A 16,507-nucleotide genomic window follows, 5' to 3' on the forward strand; every position below is an offset into this window, starting at 1 on the left:
GTGGCCGCATCGATCAAAAGCGAATCGATGATCTCTCGGTGCTGTGCCTTGGTTAATTGGCAAGCGACTCGGTCATGCGAAGAAAGATGACGATCCAGAGTAGTTAGTAAAACTAGCTGGTCTCGCCGACTAAAAGCATGGTTAGCAGAATCGCGTTAGGGGAATGCCAGGCAATGAGTTGATCAATGTCGCCGGTCCGCGGCGGCAAGCCCAGGATTTCGGGGCCGAAGGCAAAGGGCCGAGTGCAGCTGTTAAACGCCGCGTACACGAATTGCTGAAGTATGGAGAGAAGTCATGACCAGACGCACCTTGCTCGAAGTTTTCATCGACAATACAACACCGGACACGTCCGCTTCCTACACGTACTTGCGTGATGGCGAGATCGTGGACCGTACATTGACGCATTACGAACTGCTTCAACGCGCTAAAGGACTGGCTGAGTGGCTGAAGCAGCAAGGCATGTCGGGCAAGCGCGCTCTGCTGGTTTTTCCCACCGGTCTGGAATTCGTTGAGGCCTTCCTGGCGTGCCTCATTGCGAACGTGACGACGGTCCCCGTGGCGCCTGTCCCGCTGACAGGCGATACGAACAAGGCCAAGCGCCTGTCGGTTCTCATGGACGATTGTCAGCCGTCGATTGTGCTTGGCGTAGGCAAGACCATCGGCAATGCGGGCGCCTTCGTCGAGCAAAACCCGAAATGGAGTGATCTGACGTGGCTGGAGGTCGACACTTTCGAAGGGTGGGACGCTTTTCCCGACCGCGCCATCGACATGCCTTCGCCGACTGCGATCGCTGTGCTTCAGTACACCTCGGGTTCGACTGGCATGCCCAAGGGCGTAATGCTGTCCCACCAGAACATTCTGCACAATCTGATTCAGTGGGACCACGGGCTTGGCCATGACGACGCCAGCCGAATCATCTCCTGGGTGCCACATTTCCATGATCTCGGCCTTCTCTACGGGATTCTGTTCCCGATGTACCGGTCGATATCGGCGTGCCTGTTGCCCGGTGTCGCCGTCGCCCAGACGCCGCTGCGCTGGCTGAAGGCGATCTCTGATTTCAAGGGCACGCACAGCATGGGCCCCAACTTCATGTACGGGCACTGCTGTCAAAAGATCTCCGAACATGACTGCGTAGGCCTGGACCTTTCGTCCTGGCGCATGGCACTCAATGCTGCCGAACCGGTCAGCGTCGAAACCGTGAGCAAATTCAACGAGAAGTTCGGCCGCTATGGCTTTCCATCCAACGCAATGACTGCGGGGTATGGCCTGGCCGAGGCGACGTGCTTCGTCACATGCCAGACATGGGACGAGCCTGTTCGCGCGCTGTCGCTGTCGGCCAAAGCGCTGTTGTGCAACGAAGTCCGGCTCGCCAAGGCGGGCGAAGTGGCAGCCGACATGGTGGCCTGCGGCAAGGCGCTGAACGGCACCACGGTGAAGATCGTCGATCCCGCACGCCTGACCGAATGCGCCCCGGACGAAATCGGCGAGATCTGGGTTCATAGCGGGAGCGTTTCCAGCGGCTATTGGAACAGGCCCGACGAAACCGCCCGGACGATGGGCGCGACCATGGCAGGCGATCGAGGCGGCCAGCAGTTCCTGCGAACCGGTGACTTGGGATTCGTCAACGAAGGCGACCTCTTCACAACCGGCCGAATCAAGGACCTCATCATCGTGCATGGGGACAATTACTATCCGCAGGACGCCGAGCGTGAGATCGGGCGCGCGCACCCTGGCTTTGCACCAGGCGGTTGCGCCGTTTTCCCGGTCACGCGCGATGGCGAGGAGCGGATCGTTGTCGTTCAGGAACTCACGCGTGCCCACCGGGGCGGACCGTACGACGAGATGTTCGGCGCCATCCGCCGCGCAGTGGGCGCCGCGTTCGACCTGCCGGTGTACGCGATAGTCTTGATACAACCAGGCACCACGGCCAAGACGTCGAGCGGCAAGATCCAGCGCAACCAGTCGAAGCGGGCGTTTCTCGAGGGCGGCTTGCGGGTCGTCGCGAAGTGGGAAATCGACCCCGACGCCAAGGCGCCAGTCCAGTCCCCGATGGCTGCGTGCCCGTCGAGCGCAGTCGAAGTGGAAGCATTCCTGACGCGTCGGGCTGCGGAAATCTCTCAGGTATCGCAGCAGAGCGTGCGTGCCGATCGCCCGTTCTCGGAGTACGGGCTGGGCTCGATCGATGCGGCCAGCCTGGCGACCGAGCTCGCGAGCCGGTTCAACGTCGAGGTTTCTCCCACCGAGTTCTATGACCATCCCAGCATCCGGCAACTTGCTCATTACCTGAGCCGCAGGATCGAGGGCGAACGCCCACAAGCGAAAACTGCTGCCCTGGCGTCCTGCGACCCGGATTCCGTGGTGGTCGTCGGCATGGCGTGCCGCTTTCCGGGTGCGGGCAATCTCGCCGCCTACTGGGACTTGCTCTCGGAAGGCCGCAGTGGCATCACCTCACGCCGGCATGGCGACGGCACGGTGCGCCATGGAGGATTCCTCGACGACCTGATCGAGTTCGACAACGCGTTCTTCTCGATCACGAACCGCGAAGCTGCCTGCATGGACCCCCAGCAACGCATTGCAATGCAGGTCGCATGGCATGCGCTCGAGGACGCGGGCATCAAGCCCGATGCCATCGCCGGCACCGACACGGGCGTATTCTTCGGTGCGTCCGCCTTCGACTACGGCTTGCTGCAACTGACGCAAGCCGAGCTCGATGCCTACAGCAGTCAAGGATCGGTGCTGGCGGTCATCGCCAACCGCATCGCCTATCAGCTCGACTTGCACGGGCCGTCCTTCGTCGTGGACACCGCCTGTTCGTCGGCGCTTACCGCCGTTCACCTCGCTTGCCGCAGCCTTCGAGATGCCGAATGCCGCATGGCCATCGTCGGGGCGGTCAACGTCCTTCTGGCGAGCGAATGGGATGAAGGGCTCATCAAGGCCGGCATGCTGGCGCCCGACGGACAATGCAAGACGTTCGACGCGTCGGCGAACGGCTACGTGCGCAGCGAGGGTTGCGGCGCGCTCGTGCTCAAGCGCTATCAGGATGCGGTCGCCGACGGTGACCGCATCTACGGCGCCATCGTCGGCAGCACGTTGAACCAGGACGGCCGCAGCAACGGCCTGACTGCACCAAGCGGCAGCGCGCAGGAGGCACTCGTGCTCAGCGCGCTCGCAAAAGCGAAACTCGACCCGTCCGAGCTCCAGTACGTCGAGGCGCACGGCACGGGCACCCCGCTTGGCGACCCCATCGAATGCCGCGCCTTGTCGCGCGTCCTGGCGCAGGGTCGGAGCGGCGACGAGCGCGTGTGCCATCTGGGCTCCGCCAAAGCCAACGTTGGCCACCTCGAAGCGGCCGCCGGCATGGCGGGGATCATCAAGACGCTGTTGGCACTGCACCACGGCCAGATTCCGGTGCAGCGGAACCTCTCGAACCTCAATCCGCTGATCGATCTCGGAGCTCGAATCGCGATTCCCCGCACCGGCGTGGCGTGGCCTCGCCAACGTGGAGCGCGGCGTCACGCATCGGTAAACGCATTCGGCTTTTCTGGCACGAACGCGTGTGTGGTGGTGGGCGATGCCGAATGCGCGCCGCCCGACAGCCACGGCAGCGATCAAACCTTCGTGGAGAAGCAACCTTCGCCCGTCCTGCCCTTCGTCATGAGCGCACGGGACAAACCGGCGTTGCGTCGCCTGGCCGCCCGTTTTGCTGCACATCTGGAGTCGCTGCCGGAGCGCGACTGGCTTGATTTCGTCTACACGAGTACTTGCCGCCGCGCGTTGCAGGACACCCGCTTCGCTGTCGCAGCCGACAGCGCGGCTGGGCTCGCGGCGAAGCTGCGGGCCTTGGCTGACGGCTCGGACCTGAACGTCACTGAACACGGTTCCCGCCGCGCGCCGCGAATCGCCTTCGTCTACTCCGGGCAAGGCATTCCCTTGGAAGACGCGGGCTGGGGACTCTTCCAGCAGCTGCCGGCCTTCCGCGAAGCGTTGGCCCGCTGTGACGCGATCCTCGCGCCCCAGCTCGGTTTTACGCTCGAGACTTTGCTTTACGGCCATCGGGCCGACATCGACCTCACGCGCCCTTCGCTTGCGCAGCCCGTGCACTTCGCGCTGCAGTACGCGCTTGGGCAGACGCTGTCGTCCCTCGGCATCCGGGCCGACGTAACGCTCGGTCACAGCCTCGGTGAATACGCCGCGCTCGTGACCAGCGGGGCGATGAGTGTCGAAGCGGCGCTCGGTCTGGTCGCGGTGCGCGGAGACCTGTGCGGGAACCAGATCGCCCCGGGTGCGATGGCCGCCGTTTTCGCCGACGAGGAGACAATCAGCCGGACTATCCTGCAGAGCGGAATCGCGGTGGATCTCGCGGCGATCAACGGCCAGCATCATTGCGTGGTGGCGGGTTCAATCGAAGCGGTGACACAGTTCTGCGCCTACCTCGACGAGCGCCACTCGATCGAGCACCGCAAGCTTCGCGTCGAACGGCCTTACCACTCGCGCCTGATGGAGCCGGTGATGCCTGCCTTGGTCCACGCCGCCGAGGCGATCGAATTCCAGACTCCCTCCAGCGGATTCATTTCCAACGTGACCGGCGAAATCTGGGCGCCGGGCAGGAAACTCACCGGGCAGTATTTCGCGCGCCATCTGCGCGAACCGGTCCGCTTCGCCGACTCGCTGCATGCGTTGTCCGGCGCGGACGTCGCGCTCGCCATCGAGATCGGCACGCGGCCAGTGCTGTGCGGCATCGGCGAGGCTTGCCAGGACGGCGCAGGGCCGCGCTGGCTGCCTCTGCTCCGCCAAACCGGCCACGATCACGAGGACCTGGTCGAATGCCTCGTGCAGATCGCCGGCGCCGGGTACGAGGTCGACTGGCGCCCGCTTCTGGCGGCAAAGGAACGCAGGGTCGTGTCCTTGCCGGGCTACGAATTCGAGAAGGTCCCTCATTGGTTCAAACAGCGCGCGGCGACCGCGCCTTCGGCTAGCATGCCGGTCGCCGCGCGCCCGGCCTGGGAGCAGGTCGTTCAATGCGGCGAAGCGGCCTTGGGCAGCTTCATGGCAGTCGAGTCGTCCTCCCTTGCGAAGTTCGAGGCCATCTGGAAGCGAATGGTGGAGGTTTGTCCGCTGGTCATGGCGGCCACGCTGGCGGAACTGGGCGTGTTCCGCCAGGCGGGAGAGACCGTGTGCGCACAGGACATCGCTCAGCGGTGCGCGCTCAAGGCGAGTCGACTGCCGCTTCTCGGGCAGTGGCTGATGGCGCTCGGCAATGCCGGATATTTGCAGAACGTCGGCGAAGGGTTGTACCGCAACCCTGAGCCCTTCGACGCGATGCAACTGAAGACGCAGGTTGCCGGCCTTCTCCCGGAAATCAGCACGAGCGAGGACTACCGGCCGCTCGTCGACTACGTAAAGGAGTGCGCCACCAGCCAGGCCGGGCTGCTCACGGGCACGACGAATCCGCTGGACCTTCTGTTCCCGGACGGCGAATCGAAAGTGGCCGACGCGCTGTACCAGCTCAACCCGGTGTCGCGGATGCAGAACCACATCGCGGTCGAGGCGCTCCGGGCGATGGTCGGCCGCCATGCAACGCGCCAGCGCCGCCCGATGCGCATCCTGGAGCTGGGCGCCGGCACTGGCGGCACCAGCGCGGCGCTTCTCAAAGTGCTGCCTGCCACGGGCGTGGTCTATCACTTCACGGATGTCTCGCACTTCTTCACGGACCGCGCCAAGGCGCGCTTTGCCGGCTTGCCGTTCATCGAGTACGGCTTGTTCGACATCAACAAGGGTTTTGCCGAGCAAGGCTACGAACCGGCCTCCTTCGACCTGATCCTGGCGGCGAACGCCATTCATGCCGCCAAGCACATCGACGAGACGCTGCATCAGTTGCGCAGGCTCCTGGTGCCGGGGGGCGCACTGATGCTCATCGAGGGCACCGTCAACACGCCGATCCAGATGCTGACACTGGCGCACATCGAGAGCTTTGGCCACTACCAGGACCGGCGCAAGGCGCGCAATCTGCCTTTCATGTCCGTCGACGAGTGGCGCGCCTGCTTGCTCGCAGCCGGCTTCGAAGGCTTCAGCGCGGTGCCCGGCGTGGGCCACTCTTCGCAGGCGTGGCCACAGCATCTCCTGCTGGCTTGCAGTGCAGAGGAGGGCGGCGCCGTGGCTTCCAGCGTCGTCACACAGGAGGCGGTCGAGTCGCTCACGCCGCTGAGCGCGCCGTCGCCAGCCCCGATGCACGAATCAGCCGCGGACTCCAGTCTCGGCACCACGGATGCGCTGAGCCGGCTGCTCGGCAAGCTGATTCACGTCGATGCGGCCCGCGTCGATCCCCAGGCGACGTTCATCGAGCTGGGTGTCGATTCGATCGTCCTGATGGAGTTCACGCACGCTGTCAGCCGGCAGCACGGCGTGAAGCTGACGGTGCCGCAAATCTTCGAGCATTACCCCAGTCTGGAAAAACTGTCCCGCTTTCTCGATGCGGGCGAGGTTCAGGGGTCGAGCATCGATACTGCGGAGGAGGTCTGACCATGTATCGACAAGATTTCGCGTGCCTCTCCAACGATGGCGTCCAGCGCAAAGCGTATCCGCTGACACCGATGCAGGAGGCCTACTGGATCGGCGAGCAGAACGGCTATCTCCTTGGCACCGCGGCCTGCCTGTATCGCGGCTACCGTGCCGCGCTGCTCGACCTGCAAAAGCTCGAGCAAACGCTGCTTCAGTTGATGGCGACGCATCCGGCCCTGCGCACGCGCATCCTCCCGGACGGCACGCAGGCCATCGCGCCGATGCCCGCCCGTTGTCAGGTTCCGGTGCGCGACATCCGGCACCTCGGCGTGGCGGAGCAAGAGGCACGCGTGGCCGGCTGGAAGGACTCGCTCAACGCGCATCTGCCGGAGATGGACAGCGGTTGCCAGTTCGTCTGTGTTGTCGACCATGTCCACGACGGCTACCGGCTCCACTTCCTGTTCCGCCTGCTCACGCTGGACGGGCGCTCGCTCGCCGTGTTCTTCCACGACTTGACGCGCCTCTACCGGGGCGACGCGCCGCACGACGCACCGGCAGCCGACTTCCGCGAGTACGTCGAGGAGCAGCACGCGACCAGGCTCGGCCTCGCCTACCGGCAATCCCTCGACTACTGGACCCGCCGGCTGGGGACGCTGCCCCCGGCGCCGGACCTGCCGATACGCGAGCACGGGGAGATTCCCCACAAATCGATTTTCCGCCGTCGTCAGGTCCGGCTGGAGCCGGGGGAGGTCCAGCAGTTCGCGCTACGGGCCAGGATGCTCGGCGCGACGCTCAACGCGGTGCTGTGCACCGTGTTCGCGGACGTTCTGCGGCGTTGGTCGCGCAGTCCGTCGTTCACGCTCAACCTGCTGATATCCGGACGTCCGGCCAACGACCCTCGATTCGACCGGGTTATCGGCAACTTCAGCAATACCTTGCTGCTGGAAGTGCCAGCGGCCGAAGGCGGTTTTCGCGAACGGGCTGCCGCCTTGCAAAAGCAGTTGTTCCGCGAGATCGAGCACCGCCACGTGTCCGGCGTCGACGTGATCCGGCAGATGAACCGGCCGGCGTCGGTTCTGCCAGCCATGCCTGTGGTGTTCGCCAGCACCCTCGGCCTGGAGAAAGGCTCGATGGCAGCACCGTCCGAACTGGGCTGGCTACGCGGCGAGGGCAGCATGCACACGCCACAGGTCTGGCTGGATCATCAGGCCTACATGGAGGAGGGCGCTATGGTCCTGAACTGGGACTATGTCGATGGCGTCTTCCTGCCCGGCGTGATCGAGGACATGTTCGCCACGTACCAGAGTTGTCTGCAACAGATTTTAAGGTGCGGCGATCCCGCCTCCTGCTCGCCCACCCTGCAACCGCCCTCGCTCGCGGCCCGTCACACGGCGAACGACACCGCGCGACCATTGCCTGATGGCCTGCTGCACGACTTTTTCATCGAAGCCTGCCGCAAGCATCCGGCGCAGACGGCCATCGTCGCGCCCGACAGGCGCATCGACTACGCCGAATTGCTGTGCCGGACCACGGGGCTGGCGAGCGAAATGCGCCAGTGGGGCGTGGCTCGCAACGATCTGGTTGCCATTGTCGCTCGCCGGGGCTGGCGACAGGTGGCGGCCGCGATGAGCACCGTGCAGGCCGGCGCGGCGTACCTTCCCGTGGCCTACGACCTGCCACTGTCGCGCAAACAATGGCTGATCGACCAGCCCGGCGTGAAGGTCGTGCTGTGCGAGCGCGATGCCGTCGCGACCCTGCGCGCGCCCGAGGGCGTCCCGTTGCGGGTGCTCGAGGACGCGTTGCCGGACGAAGCGCCGGCCATGCCCGTCGCCCTGGCCAGCGTTCAGGGTCCCGACGACCTCGCCTACGTCATCTTCACGTCGGGTTCGACCGGCCAGCCCAAGGGGGTGGCGATCACTCATCGCGGGGCGGTCAACACCCTCCAGGATGTCATCGCGCGATTCGGCCTGGACGACCGCGACCGCGTCCTCGGCCTCTCCGCGTTCAATTTCGACCTGTCCGTCTACGACATTTTCGCGACGCTGGGCTGCGGAGCGACCTTGGTACTGCCGCCTCACAGCAGCAGTCCGTCGCCTGCCGACTGGGCGCAAAGTATCGAGCAGCACGGCGTCACCGTCTGGAACAGCGTGCCGGCCCTGCTGGAAATGCAGCTCGAATATTCCGTCGCCCGCGCGCCGGAGGTCTTGTCGAAATTGCGGCTCATCATGCTGAGCGGCGACTGGATACCGGTGTCCTTGCCGGGCCGCGTGGCGTGTGTCGCGCCGCGCGCCGCCCTCGTCGGTCTCGGCGGCGCCACGGAAGCGTCGATCTGGTCGAACTATTTCGTCATCGGCCACGTCGACCCGAAATGGCGCAGCATTCCCTACGGCTGGCCGCTGTCGAACCAGAGCTTCCACGTGCTGGACGACGCCTTGCAGCCGCAGCCCGCCTGGGCCACCGGAAACCTGTACATCGGCGGCATCGGCCTCGCGCAGAGCTATTACAGGGATCCCGAGCGGACCGGTGCCAGCTTCATTACGCATCCCGCCACCGGGGAACGCCTCTACCGCACAGGCGATCTCGGCCGCTATCAGGCCGATGGCCGTCTCGAATTCCTGGGGCGCAGCGACACTCAGGTCAAGATTTTCGGGCACCGTATCGAGCTGGGCGAGGTCGATGCGATGCTCGAGCGGTGCCCCGGCGTGCGCAGCGCGGCGTCGCTGGTGAGGAGCGTCGGCGAGCACAACCGGCCGCAGTTGCTGGCATTCTTCGTGCGCGATCCGCTCGCGGCCAAGGAGGGCGCGGCCATCGAAGCCTCGATCCGCCAACACCTCGGCGACCTGCTGCCTCATTACATGGTGCCGGGCCTGCTGGTCGAGATCGACCAGATGCCGGTGACCGCCAACGGGAAGATCGATCGCGCCGTCCTTCAGGAGCAGGCGTCCGCGCTGCAGCGCGCGGGCACGGAGAAGATCCTGCCGCGCGACGAGACCGAGGCCGCGCTGTCGTCGCTGTGGGAAGAGCTGCTCGGTATCGAACAGCCGGGCGTCGATGACGATTTCTTCGCCCTTGGCGGCAGTTCGCTGATGGCAGTGCGGCTGCTCAACGCGATCGAGTCCACTCTCGGGCAGACCCTGTCGCTCGCGTCTTTGCTGCGCCAGGGCACGATCGCCACACAGGCCCGGCTGATCGCCGAACTGGCGGTGCAGGCGCCCTCGCGCAAGCCTGGCAAGAACTCGGCCCGCGACGCCGTCGTGATCATCCGCCGTGCGGCGATACGAGCAGAACCGCAGGACGTTCTGGTCGCCGTTCACCCTGTCGGCGGCAACGTCCTGTGTTACCGGGAACTGCCGGAGCTCGTGCCGCAGCACACGGACATCATCGGCATCCAGTCGCGAGGCGACGGTGGCGCCCGCACGGTTGCCGACATGGCTGCCAGCTATGTACGGGAACTGGCGCCGCATCTGCCTGCGGCAGCCCGGGTTCATCTGTTCGGATGGTCGATGGGCGGCGTCATCGCACACGAGATGGCCGGCCTGCTGGAAAGCGCCGGCGTGATCCCGGCCGGCCTGACCATGATCGACAGCTGGGTCGGCGAACTCGCGCTGAAGGAGGGCGCGGCGCTTGCCGGCGCCGACCTCCTGAGGACTTTCGCGAGAGACTTGCTGCAGACACAGCAGCTCTCGCAGGATCTCGAAGCGCTCGCCACGCTGCCCCTTTCACAAGGGATCGCTGCGCTGCGCTCCGTGCTGGACGAAAGCGGGACCAACCGCTTATCCGTCTCCGATCTCGAGGCGTTGCTCGCCGAACACAAGGCGAACTTCGATGCGCTGATCCAGCATCGGCCCGGGACCACGAGCGTCGTGCCGCTTGAGTTCAAGGCGACGAGGCAATCGAGTTTCCCGTTCCTCGTACCGTTTTCCGCCCCTGCCGTTAGCCTCGGTGCAACGCGGCAGGTTCATCTCGACGAAACACATTTTTCGATCGCCCGTGGCGACAGCCTGCGCCGGATCATGGCGCACGTCCTCGGGTGCGGGAGCCTCGCATGACTGTTTCCTCCACATCCCCAAGTACCATCGACACGCTCGTCGTCGGGGCGGGACAAGCCGGACTGGCCGCGAGCTACCATCTTCGACTGCATGGCGTCGAGCATCTCGTGATCGAGAGCGCCAGCCGGCCCGCCCACCGGTGGATTGATCACCGGTGGGATTCCTTCACGCTGGTGACGCCCAACTGGACCGTCCGCATTCCCGGCGCGGAATACGACGGCGACGATCCCGACGGATTCATGCCGCGCCTGGAGATCGCCGCCCGCTTCCAGGAATACGTGCAAAAGTACCGGCTGCCGGTCCGGTACAACACGCGAGTCCACTCGGTCCGGGCGGGTTCCGACGCCGGCTTCGAGATCGGCACCAGCGCCGGTGTGTTTCGCGCAAGGCATGTGGTGATGGCCACGGGCCTGTTCCAGACACCGCGCATTCCGTCTTTCTCGGAGAAGATGCCGCCACGCGTGCGGCAGATGCATTCGAGCGAATACCGGAACCCCGGCATGCTGGGGCGCGGCGCGGTGCTCGTCGTAGGCAGTTCCCAGTCGGGCTGCCAGATTGCCGACGAGATCCGCAGGAGTGGGCACGAGGTGTTCCTGTGCGTGGGGAAGTCCGGCCGCGCGCCACGCCGGTATCGCGGCAAGGACAGCTCGGAGTGGCTCGACCTGCTCGGCCTGTCGGACCAGACGGTTGACCAGCTTCCATCGCCCAAGATGAAATTCGCGGGAAGTCCGCACATCATCGGCCGGTCGGATGGCAGGGACATCAACCTGCACCGGTTCCATCGCGACGGCATGACTCTCCTCGGCAGCCTGACCGACGTGAGCGACAACACGCTCCGGCTTGCACCCGACCTGCATCGAAACCTCGCGATCGCGGACAAATTCGAAAAGGCGTTCCTGCAAAGGATCGACAGCTATATCGAGTCGCACCAGCTGACGTGCGAGCGCGAAGCCGTGCCGGATTGGCAGGACGGATATTCGTGCGCGCAGGTCGCGGAACTCGACCTCGACCGGCACGGGATCAACACGGTCGTCTGGGCAACGGGATATGGCTTCGACTTCAGTCTGGTGAAGTTTCCGGTCTTCGACGAAGACGGCTACCCCGTTCAAACACGCGGGGTGACGCAGCAGCGGGGCCTGTATTTCGTCGGCCTGCCGTGGTTGCACAAGCAGCGCTCGGGTCTTCTGAGCGGCGCGGGCGCCGACGCGGCTCACGTGGTTTCCCACATCCTGGCTCTTGCGCCATCCGCCGGTTATCAGGACCGGCGCATCGACCCGTCACTCGAATGCGCGATGGGAGGCCAAGATGGCTGAGAACCATGCTGCGGCAACGCTCGTCCTCCCTTCCACCGAAACCGCGGCACCGGCCGCGCCCGCCGCGCCCGCTGCGCCCGCCGAACGACGGACCTCGCGGAAGAAACGCTGGATCATCGGGGCGATCCTCGTCGGCGCGGCGCTCGTCGCGGGGCGCATGTGGTGGCATGCCCACTATTACCAGGAGACGGAAAACGCCTTCCTCGACGGCGATGTCACGCTCGTTTCACCGCGCGTGTCGGGCACGGTACGCGTGGTGTTCGTCCGTGACAACCAGCGGGTGAACGCCGGCGACCTGCTGCTGGAACTCGATGAGGCGGACCACGAGATCAAGGTCCAGCAGGCGTTAGCGGAACTCAGCGAAGTCGACGCTCACATCAAGCAGGTCGAAGCGCAAGTGCAGCAGTCGGCCGCCGAATCCGCGTCGGCCCGCGCTCAGGTGGCGCGGGCCGAGGCGCAGGCGCGCCGCGCCCGCGCGGACGCTTCGCGCTATGAGTCGGCGTACACCGACAACATCAAGGCCGTGTCGAAGCAGGAGCTGGACAACGCGAACGCCGCGAACGAGGTGGCGGCGTCGGAACTGCGCGCGCAGAAGGATCAGGCGACCGCCGCTCTGGCCAAGCAATCGTCGCTCGCCGCGTCCAGGTCCACCCTGCTCGCACACCGGGACGTCCTGCTCGCCCATTTGCAGGAAGCCCGGCAGAACCTCGGCTACAACAGGATCTATGCGCCCGTGAGCGGCCGGATCGGGAAAAAGAACGTGGAAGTCGGGTCGCGCATCCAGTCCGGCCAGCAGGTGCTGGCCATCGTGCAGGACAGCGTGTGGATCAATGCGAACTTCAAGGAAACCCAGCTTGCCGGCCTGGCTCAAGGACAACGGGTTCAGGTTCGTATCGACGCCGTTCCCGGGCACACCTTCGTCGGCCGTATCGACAGTTTCTCGCCCGCCTCGGGTGCTCATTTCGCCTTGCTTCCACCGGACAACGCCACCGGCAATTTCACCAAGATCGTCCAGCGCGTGCCAGTCAAGATCGTCCTCGATCCTGAGTCCGTCGGAGCCTTCAAGGATCAACTCATGCCGGGCATGTCCGCCCTGGTGGAAATCGATCTGCGGCAGACGCAAGGGGCCGCCGGCGTCAGAACCGCAAAGTCTCCACCTGAGCGGCAGGCTCCGCACGCCCAGTCTCAAGACGCTGTGCCTGCTGCGCATCCTGCTGCGCGGCTGTCCGCGGTAACGAGCGCGCCTATGGCACCAGTCATGGCCACGCGTGCTGAGACCGCAGACGAGATGGAAAAACGGGTGCTCGCAACGGGATGGTCACGGCCAGCCAGCGCGAGCGCCGCCCGTCCGGCCACGGTTGTTGCCAGGAAGGCCCAAAAGGCCGAGACGGCACCGAAGACCGAGACAGACGACGAGATGGAAAAGCGGGTGCTCGAAAGGGGCTGGAGCCACCAGTCCGGCGCGAGCGCCGGCCGGGCAACTGAATCGTCCCGGGATGCGACGCGGCCGCAAGCCGAGCGGCGCGGATACGTTCGCACCGATGTCCCGGTCGTGGAGCACAGCCTGCGCCCGGGTGGCCTATGAAGCCTGACGCCATCGACAGGCCAGCCTCCGCGTCTCCAGAGACCCCGGACGCAGCGCTTCGGCGCACCTGGATAGCGGTCGCGGCCGCGATCCTCGGCGTCTTCATGTCCATCCTGGACATCCAGATCACGAATGCCTCGCTGAAGGAAATTTTCGGGTCCTTGTCCGCGACGCAGGATGAGGGCTCGTGGATGTCGACCGCGTATCTGGCGGCCGAGGTGACGGTAATCCCGTTGACGACTTTCTTCATGACCGTTTTCGGCTTGCGCAACTACATGCTGGCCAACTCGGTTCTTTTCGTGATCTTCTCGACCTTGTGCGGCTTCGCATGGAACCTCCAGAGCATGATCGTGTTCCGGATGCTGCAGGGGCTGGCCGGCGGTGGCCTGATCCCGATGGCCATGACCCTGCTGCTGACGCGGCTGCCGCCACAGAAGCGCATGACGGGCCTCGCCTGGATGATGCTCTCCACCACGCTCGCGCCGACGCTCGGCCCGACGATCGGCGGCATCCTGACGGATCTCTATGGCTGGCCTTCGATCTTCTTCATCAACTGGGCGCCGGGTGTCCTGATGGTGCTCGGTCTCGCGTATGGGCTGGACCGCGGCGCGAGCAAGCCGCAAATCCTCCAGCAGGCGGACTGGCTGGCCATCGCGACCATGGCCACGGGACTCGTGTCGCTCATCATCTTCCTGGAGGAGGGCAACACCCGGGACTGGTTCGATTCGCGCTTCGTTCAATTCTTCTTCGTATCGGCGCTCGTGAACCTGAGCCTATGGATCTTCCTCATGCTGTCGCGGAAGAATCCCTTCGTGAACCTCGGGCTGTTCGGGCGCCGCAATTTCGGTGTGTCTTCCGTCGTGGGCGCCACGACCGGCATGGCGCTCTACGGCTCCACGTTCCTGTTGCCGCTGTTTCTCGCGCAGATTGCGGGTTACAACTCCCGGCAGATCGGAATGGTGATCATGTGGATGGGCCTGCCCCAGTTGGTGATGATGCCCATCGTCGCCAGGCTCTCGAAGGTCTATGACAACCGGCTTATCTGCTCGGTGGGCCTGGTGCTCTTCGCGATGTCATCGTTCATGAACACCACCATGACGGCGGACACGATGAGCGACCAGTTGATCGCCTCGCAGGTTTTGAGAGGCCTCGGCCAGCCGATGATCGTGCTGACCCTGTCCAATTTCGCCACGGTCAGGATGGAAATGCACAACATGTCCTCCGCCTCGAGTCTCTTCAACATGTCGAGAATCCTGGGGGGCGCGGTCGGCACCGCCATCCTGGCGACCCTGCTCACGCTGCGCGAAAAGTACCACTCGGTGCGGCTGGGCGAATCGGTGACCGCGTTCTCCGACGGCGTCATGTCCCGTGTCGATCTGTTGTCGTCCGCTTTCTCGCGCGACGCCGGCGACGCAGCCGGCGTAGGCGACCAGGCGCTTGCGACAATCGCGAGACTCGTCAGACGCGAATCGTTCGTCATGGCGTACAACGACTGTTTTTTCGTGTTGAGCCTTGTTCTGGCTGCTTCCATCGCGGTCCTCTGGCTGTCGGACCGGGTTGTTGCGGGAGGGGGGAAATGATGGCAAGCAACAAAAGACGCTGGCTTCCGCTCTGCTTCGTCCTGCTGCTGCAGGCCGGTTGCGCCACGGGCCCGTTGACGCCGATCGAGGGACCCGTCGTGACGCCCGCGCGCTTCAAGGGCGGCGACCCGGCAGCCGCTTCCGTACAAGGCGAATGGTGGAAGGTTTACCACGACGACGTCCTGAACAGCCTGGTCGAGACGACGCTGCACAACAACCCCAACCTCGATGTCGCATTTGCGAGGTTGCGGGCGGCGCGCGAGGAGGTCAAGGGCACGTCGGCTGGCTTCCTGCCGCGCGTCGACGCCAACGCGGGATTCAGCTACTCGCACACGTCGCAGTTCACGCCGTTTGGCGAGGCGCTGGGACAGCAGTCCATCAAGGGCAGGGAGTATGCGGTCGGAGCCTCGGTGGCCTGGGAACCGGACGTCTGGGGGCGCGTGGCCAACGCCGTCACGGTGGCCAACACCAAGGTCGAACTCGCGAAGATCGAAGTCGACTCCTACATGCTCATCCTCTGCGCCGAGGTGGTCCAGTTCTATTGGCAAATGCGCTCGGCGGAACTCGACCTGGCGATCCTGCAGGCATTCCGGCAGACCCGCTCCGAAACCGAGCAGGTGATGGCGTCGCAGTACAAGGGCGGCCTGATTGGAGAACTGGAACTGGCCCGGGCGCGCTCCGATGTCGCGACCGCCGCGGCGGAACTTGAGGAAGCCCGCAAGCGGCGTGACCTCAACGAGCACAGCCTGGCGACCTTGACCGGGAGCCCGATCGCGTCTTTCTCGGTGCCGCCTGCCTTCGCGGACGCCAAGCGCGATTTCCTGCTGCCCGCGCCGCCGAGGATGGCGCCCGGCGTGCCGGCGGACATACTCGCGCGTCGCCCGGACCTGGCTGCGACCGCTCAGAACATCCGTGCCACCATCGCCGACAGGAACATCGCCGAGACCGCGTTCTATCCCACCATCAAGCTGACGGGCAATTTCGGCTTCGCGTCGATGGAGCTTCGCAATCTGACGAACGGGCAGCAATTCTCGTTCGGGCCGCTCGCCATTTCGCTTCCGATTTTCGATGGCGGCAGGAACAAGGCGAATCTGGCCGCGGCGGATGCACGCTACCAGGAGGCCGTGGCGGCGCACAAGAGCAAGCTGCTCCTGGCGCTCAAGGAAGTCGACGACGCGCTGACGGAGGTCTCCTCGAACGAAGCGGCGCTCGAACAGCGGCAAAAGGCTCTGGACGCTGCCCGTCGCGCCGAGGTGGTCGCCAGGTTCCGCTTCGACAAAGGCCTGGGCAACTACTTCGACGTGCTGGAATCGCAACGCACGATCCTCTCGATCGAAAGGGCGATGCTGCAGAACCGCTCGCAATCGCTGGTGTCGAGCGTTCAACTGGTGCGTGCCGTCGGAGGCGGCTGGAAGGCGGACGAGGCCGTCTCGGCCGCCCAGTCGTACCGTTGAGAGATGCCCGCCTCACGACGCGAATGCG

General features: G+C 65.0%; 6 protein-coding genes. All 6 read left to right on the forward strand.

What is annotated here, in order from left to right:
- The first annotated feature begins 294 nt into the window (after positions 1-294).
- The 6 genes from AWB65_RS20250 to AWB65_RS20275 are packed head-to-tail and all read left to right on the forward strand — an operon-like array spanning position 295 to position 16,479.
- Positions 295-6,519 (forward strand): type I polyketide synthase, encoded by a 6,225-nt coding sequence (locus tag AWB65_RS20250; RefSeq protein ID WP_087668840.1) that lies wholly within the window; start codon positions 295-297, stop codon positions 6,517-6,519.
- 2 nt (positions 6,520-6,521) lie between these two features.
- A complete protein-coding gene (locus AWB65_RS20255; RefSeq protein ID WP_087668841.1) occupies positions 6,522-10,547 on the forward strand; it encodes a non-ribosomal peptide synthetase in 4,026 nt (1,341 codons plus the stop codon).
- Positions 10,544-11,860: an NAD(P)-binding domain-containing protein gene (locus AWB65_RS20260; RefSeq protein WP_087668842.1), complete on the forward strand. Its 1,317-nt coding sequence runs from the start codon at positions 10,544-10,546 to the stop codon at positions 11,858-11,860. The genes AWB65_RS20255 and AWB65_RS20260 overlap by 4 nt, the downstream gene beginning before the upstream one ends.
- A complete protein-coding gene (locus AWB65_RS20265) occupies positions 11,853-13,445 on the forward strand; it encodes an HlyD family secretion protein (RefSeq protein ID WP_087668843.1) in 1,593 nt (530 codons plus the stop codon). Before AWB65_RS20260 ends, AWB65_RS20265 begins: the two co-directional genes overlap by 8 nt.
- Complete coding sequence (locus AWB65_RS20270; protein ID WP_087668844.1) at positions 13,442-15,025, forward strand: DHA2 family efflux MFS transporter permease subunit; 1,584 nt, start codon at positions 13,442-13,444, stop codon at positions 15,023-15,025. Before AWB65_RS20265 ends, AWB65_RS20270 begins: the two co-directional genes overlap by 4 nt.
- On the forward strand, positions 15,022-16,479 hold the full coding sequence (locus AWB65_RS20275; protein WP_200821751.1) for an efflux transporter outer membrane subunit: 1,458 nt from the start codon (positions 15,022-15,024) through the stop codon (positions 16,477-16,479). The genes AWB65_RS20270 and AWB65_RS20275 overlap by 4 nt, the downstream gene beginning before the upstream one ends.
- The last annotated feature ends 28 nt before the right edge of the window (positions 16,480-16,507 follow it).

The organism is Caballeronia humi (assembly GCF_001544475.1).
Lineage (GTDB): Bacteria > Pseudomonadota > Gammaproteobacteria > Burkholderiales > Burkholderiaceae > Caballeronia > Caballeronia humi.

Bases quoted from the DNA above. Each gene is read 5' to 3' on its own strand.
- AWB65_RS20250 (WP_087668840.1), top strand. From the start codon at position 295: ATGACCAGACGCACCTTGCTCGAAGTTTTCATCGACAATACAACACCG.
- AWB65_RS20255 (WP_087668841.1), top strand. From the start codon at position 6,522: ATGTATCGACAAGATTTCGCGTGCCTCTCCAACGATGGCGTCCAGCGC.
- AWB65_RS20260 (WP_087668842.1), top strand. From the start codon at position 10,544: ATGACTGTTTCCTCCACATCCCCAAGTACCATCGACACGCTCGTCGTC.
- AWB65_RS20265 (WP_087668843.1), top strand. From the start codon at position 11,853: ATGGCTGAGAACCATGCTGCGGCAACGCTCGTCCTCCCTTCCACCGAA.
- AWB65_RS20270 (WP_087668844.1), top strand. From the start codon at position 13,442: ATGAAGCCTGACGCCATCGACAGGCCAGCCTCCGCGTCTCCAGAGACC.
- AWB65_RS20275 (WP_200821751.1), top strand. From the start codon at position 15,022: ATGATGGCAAGCAACAAAAGACGCTGGCTTCCGCTCTGCTTCGTCCTG.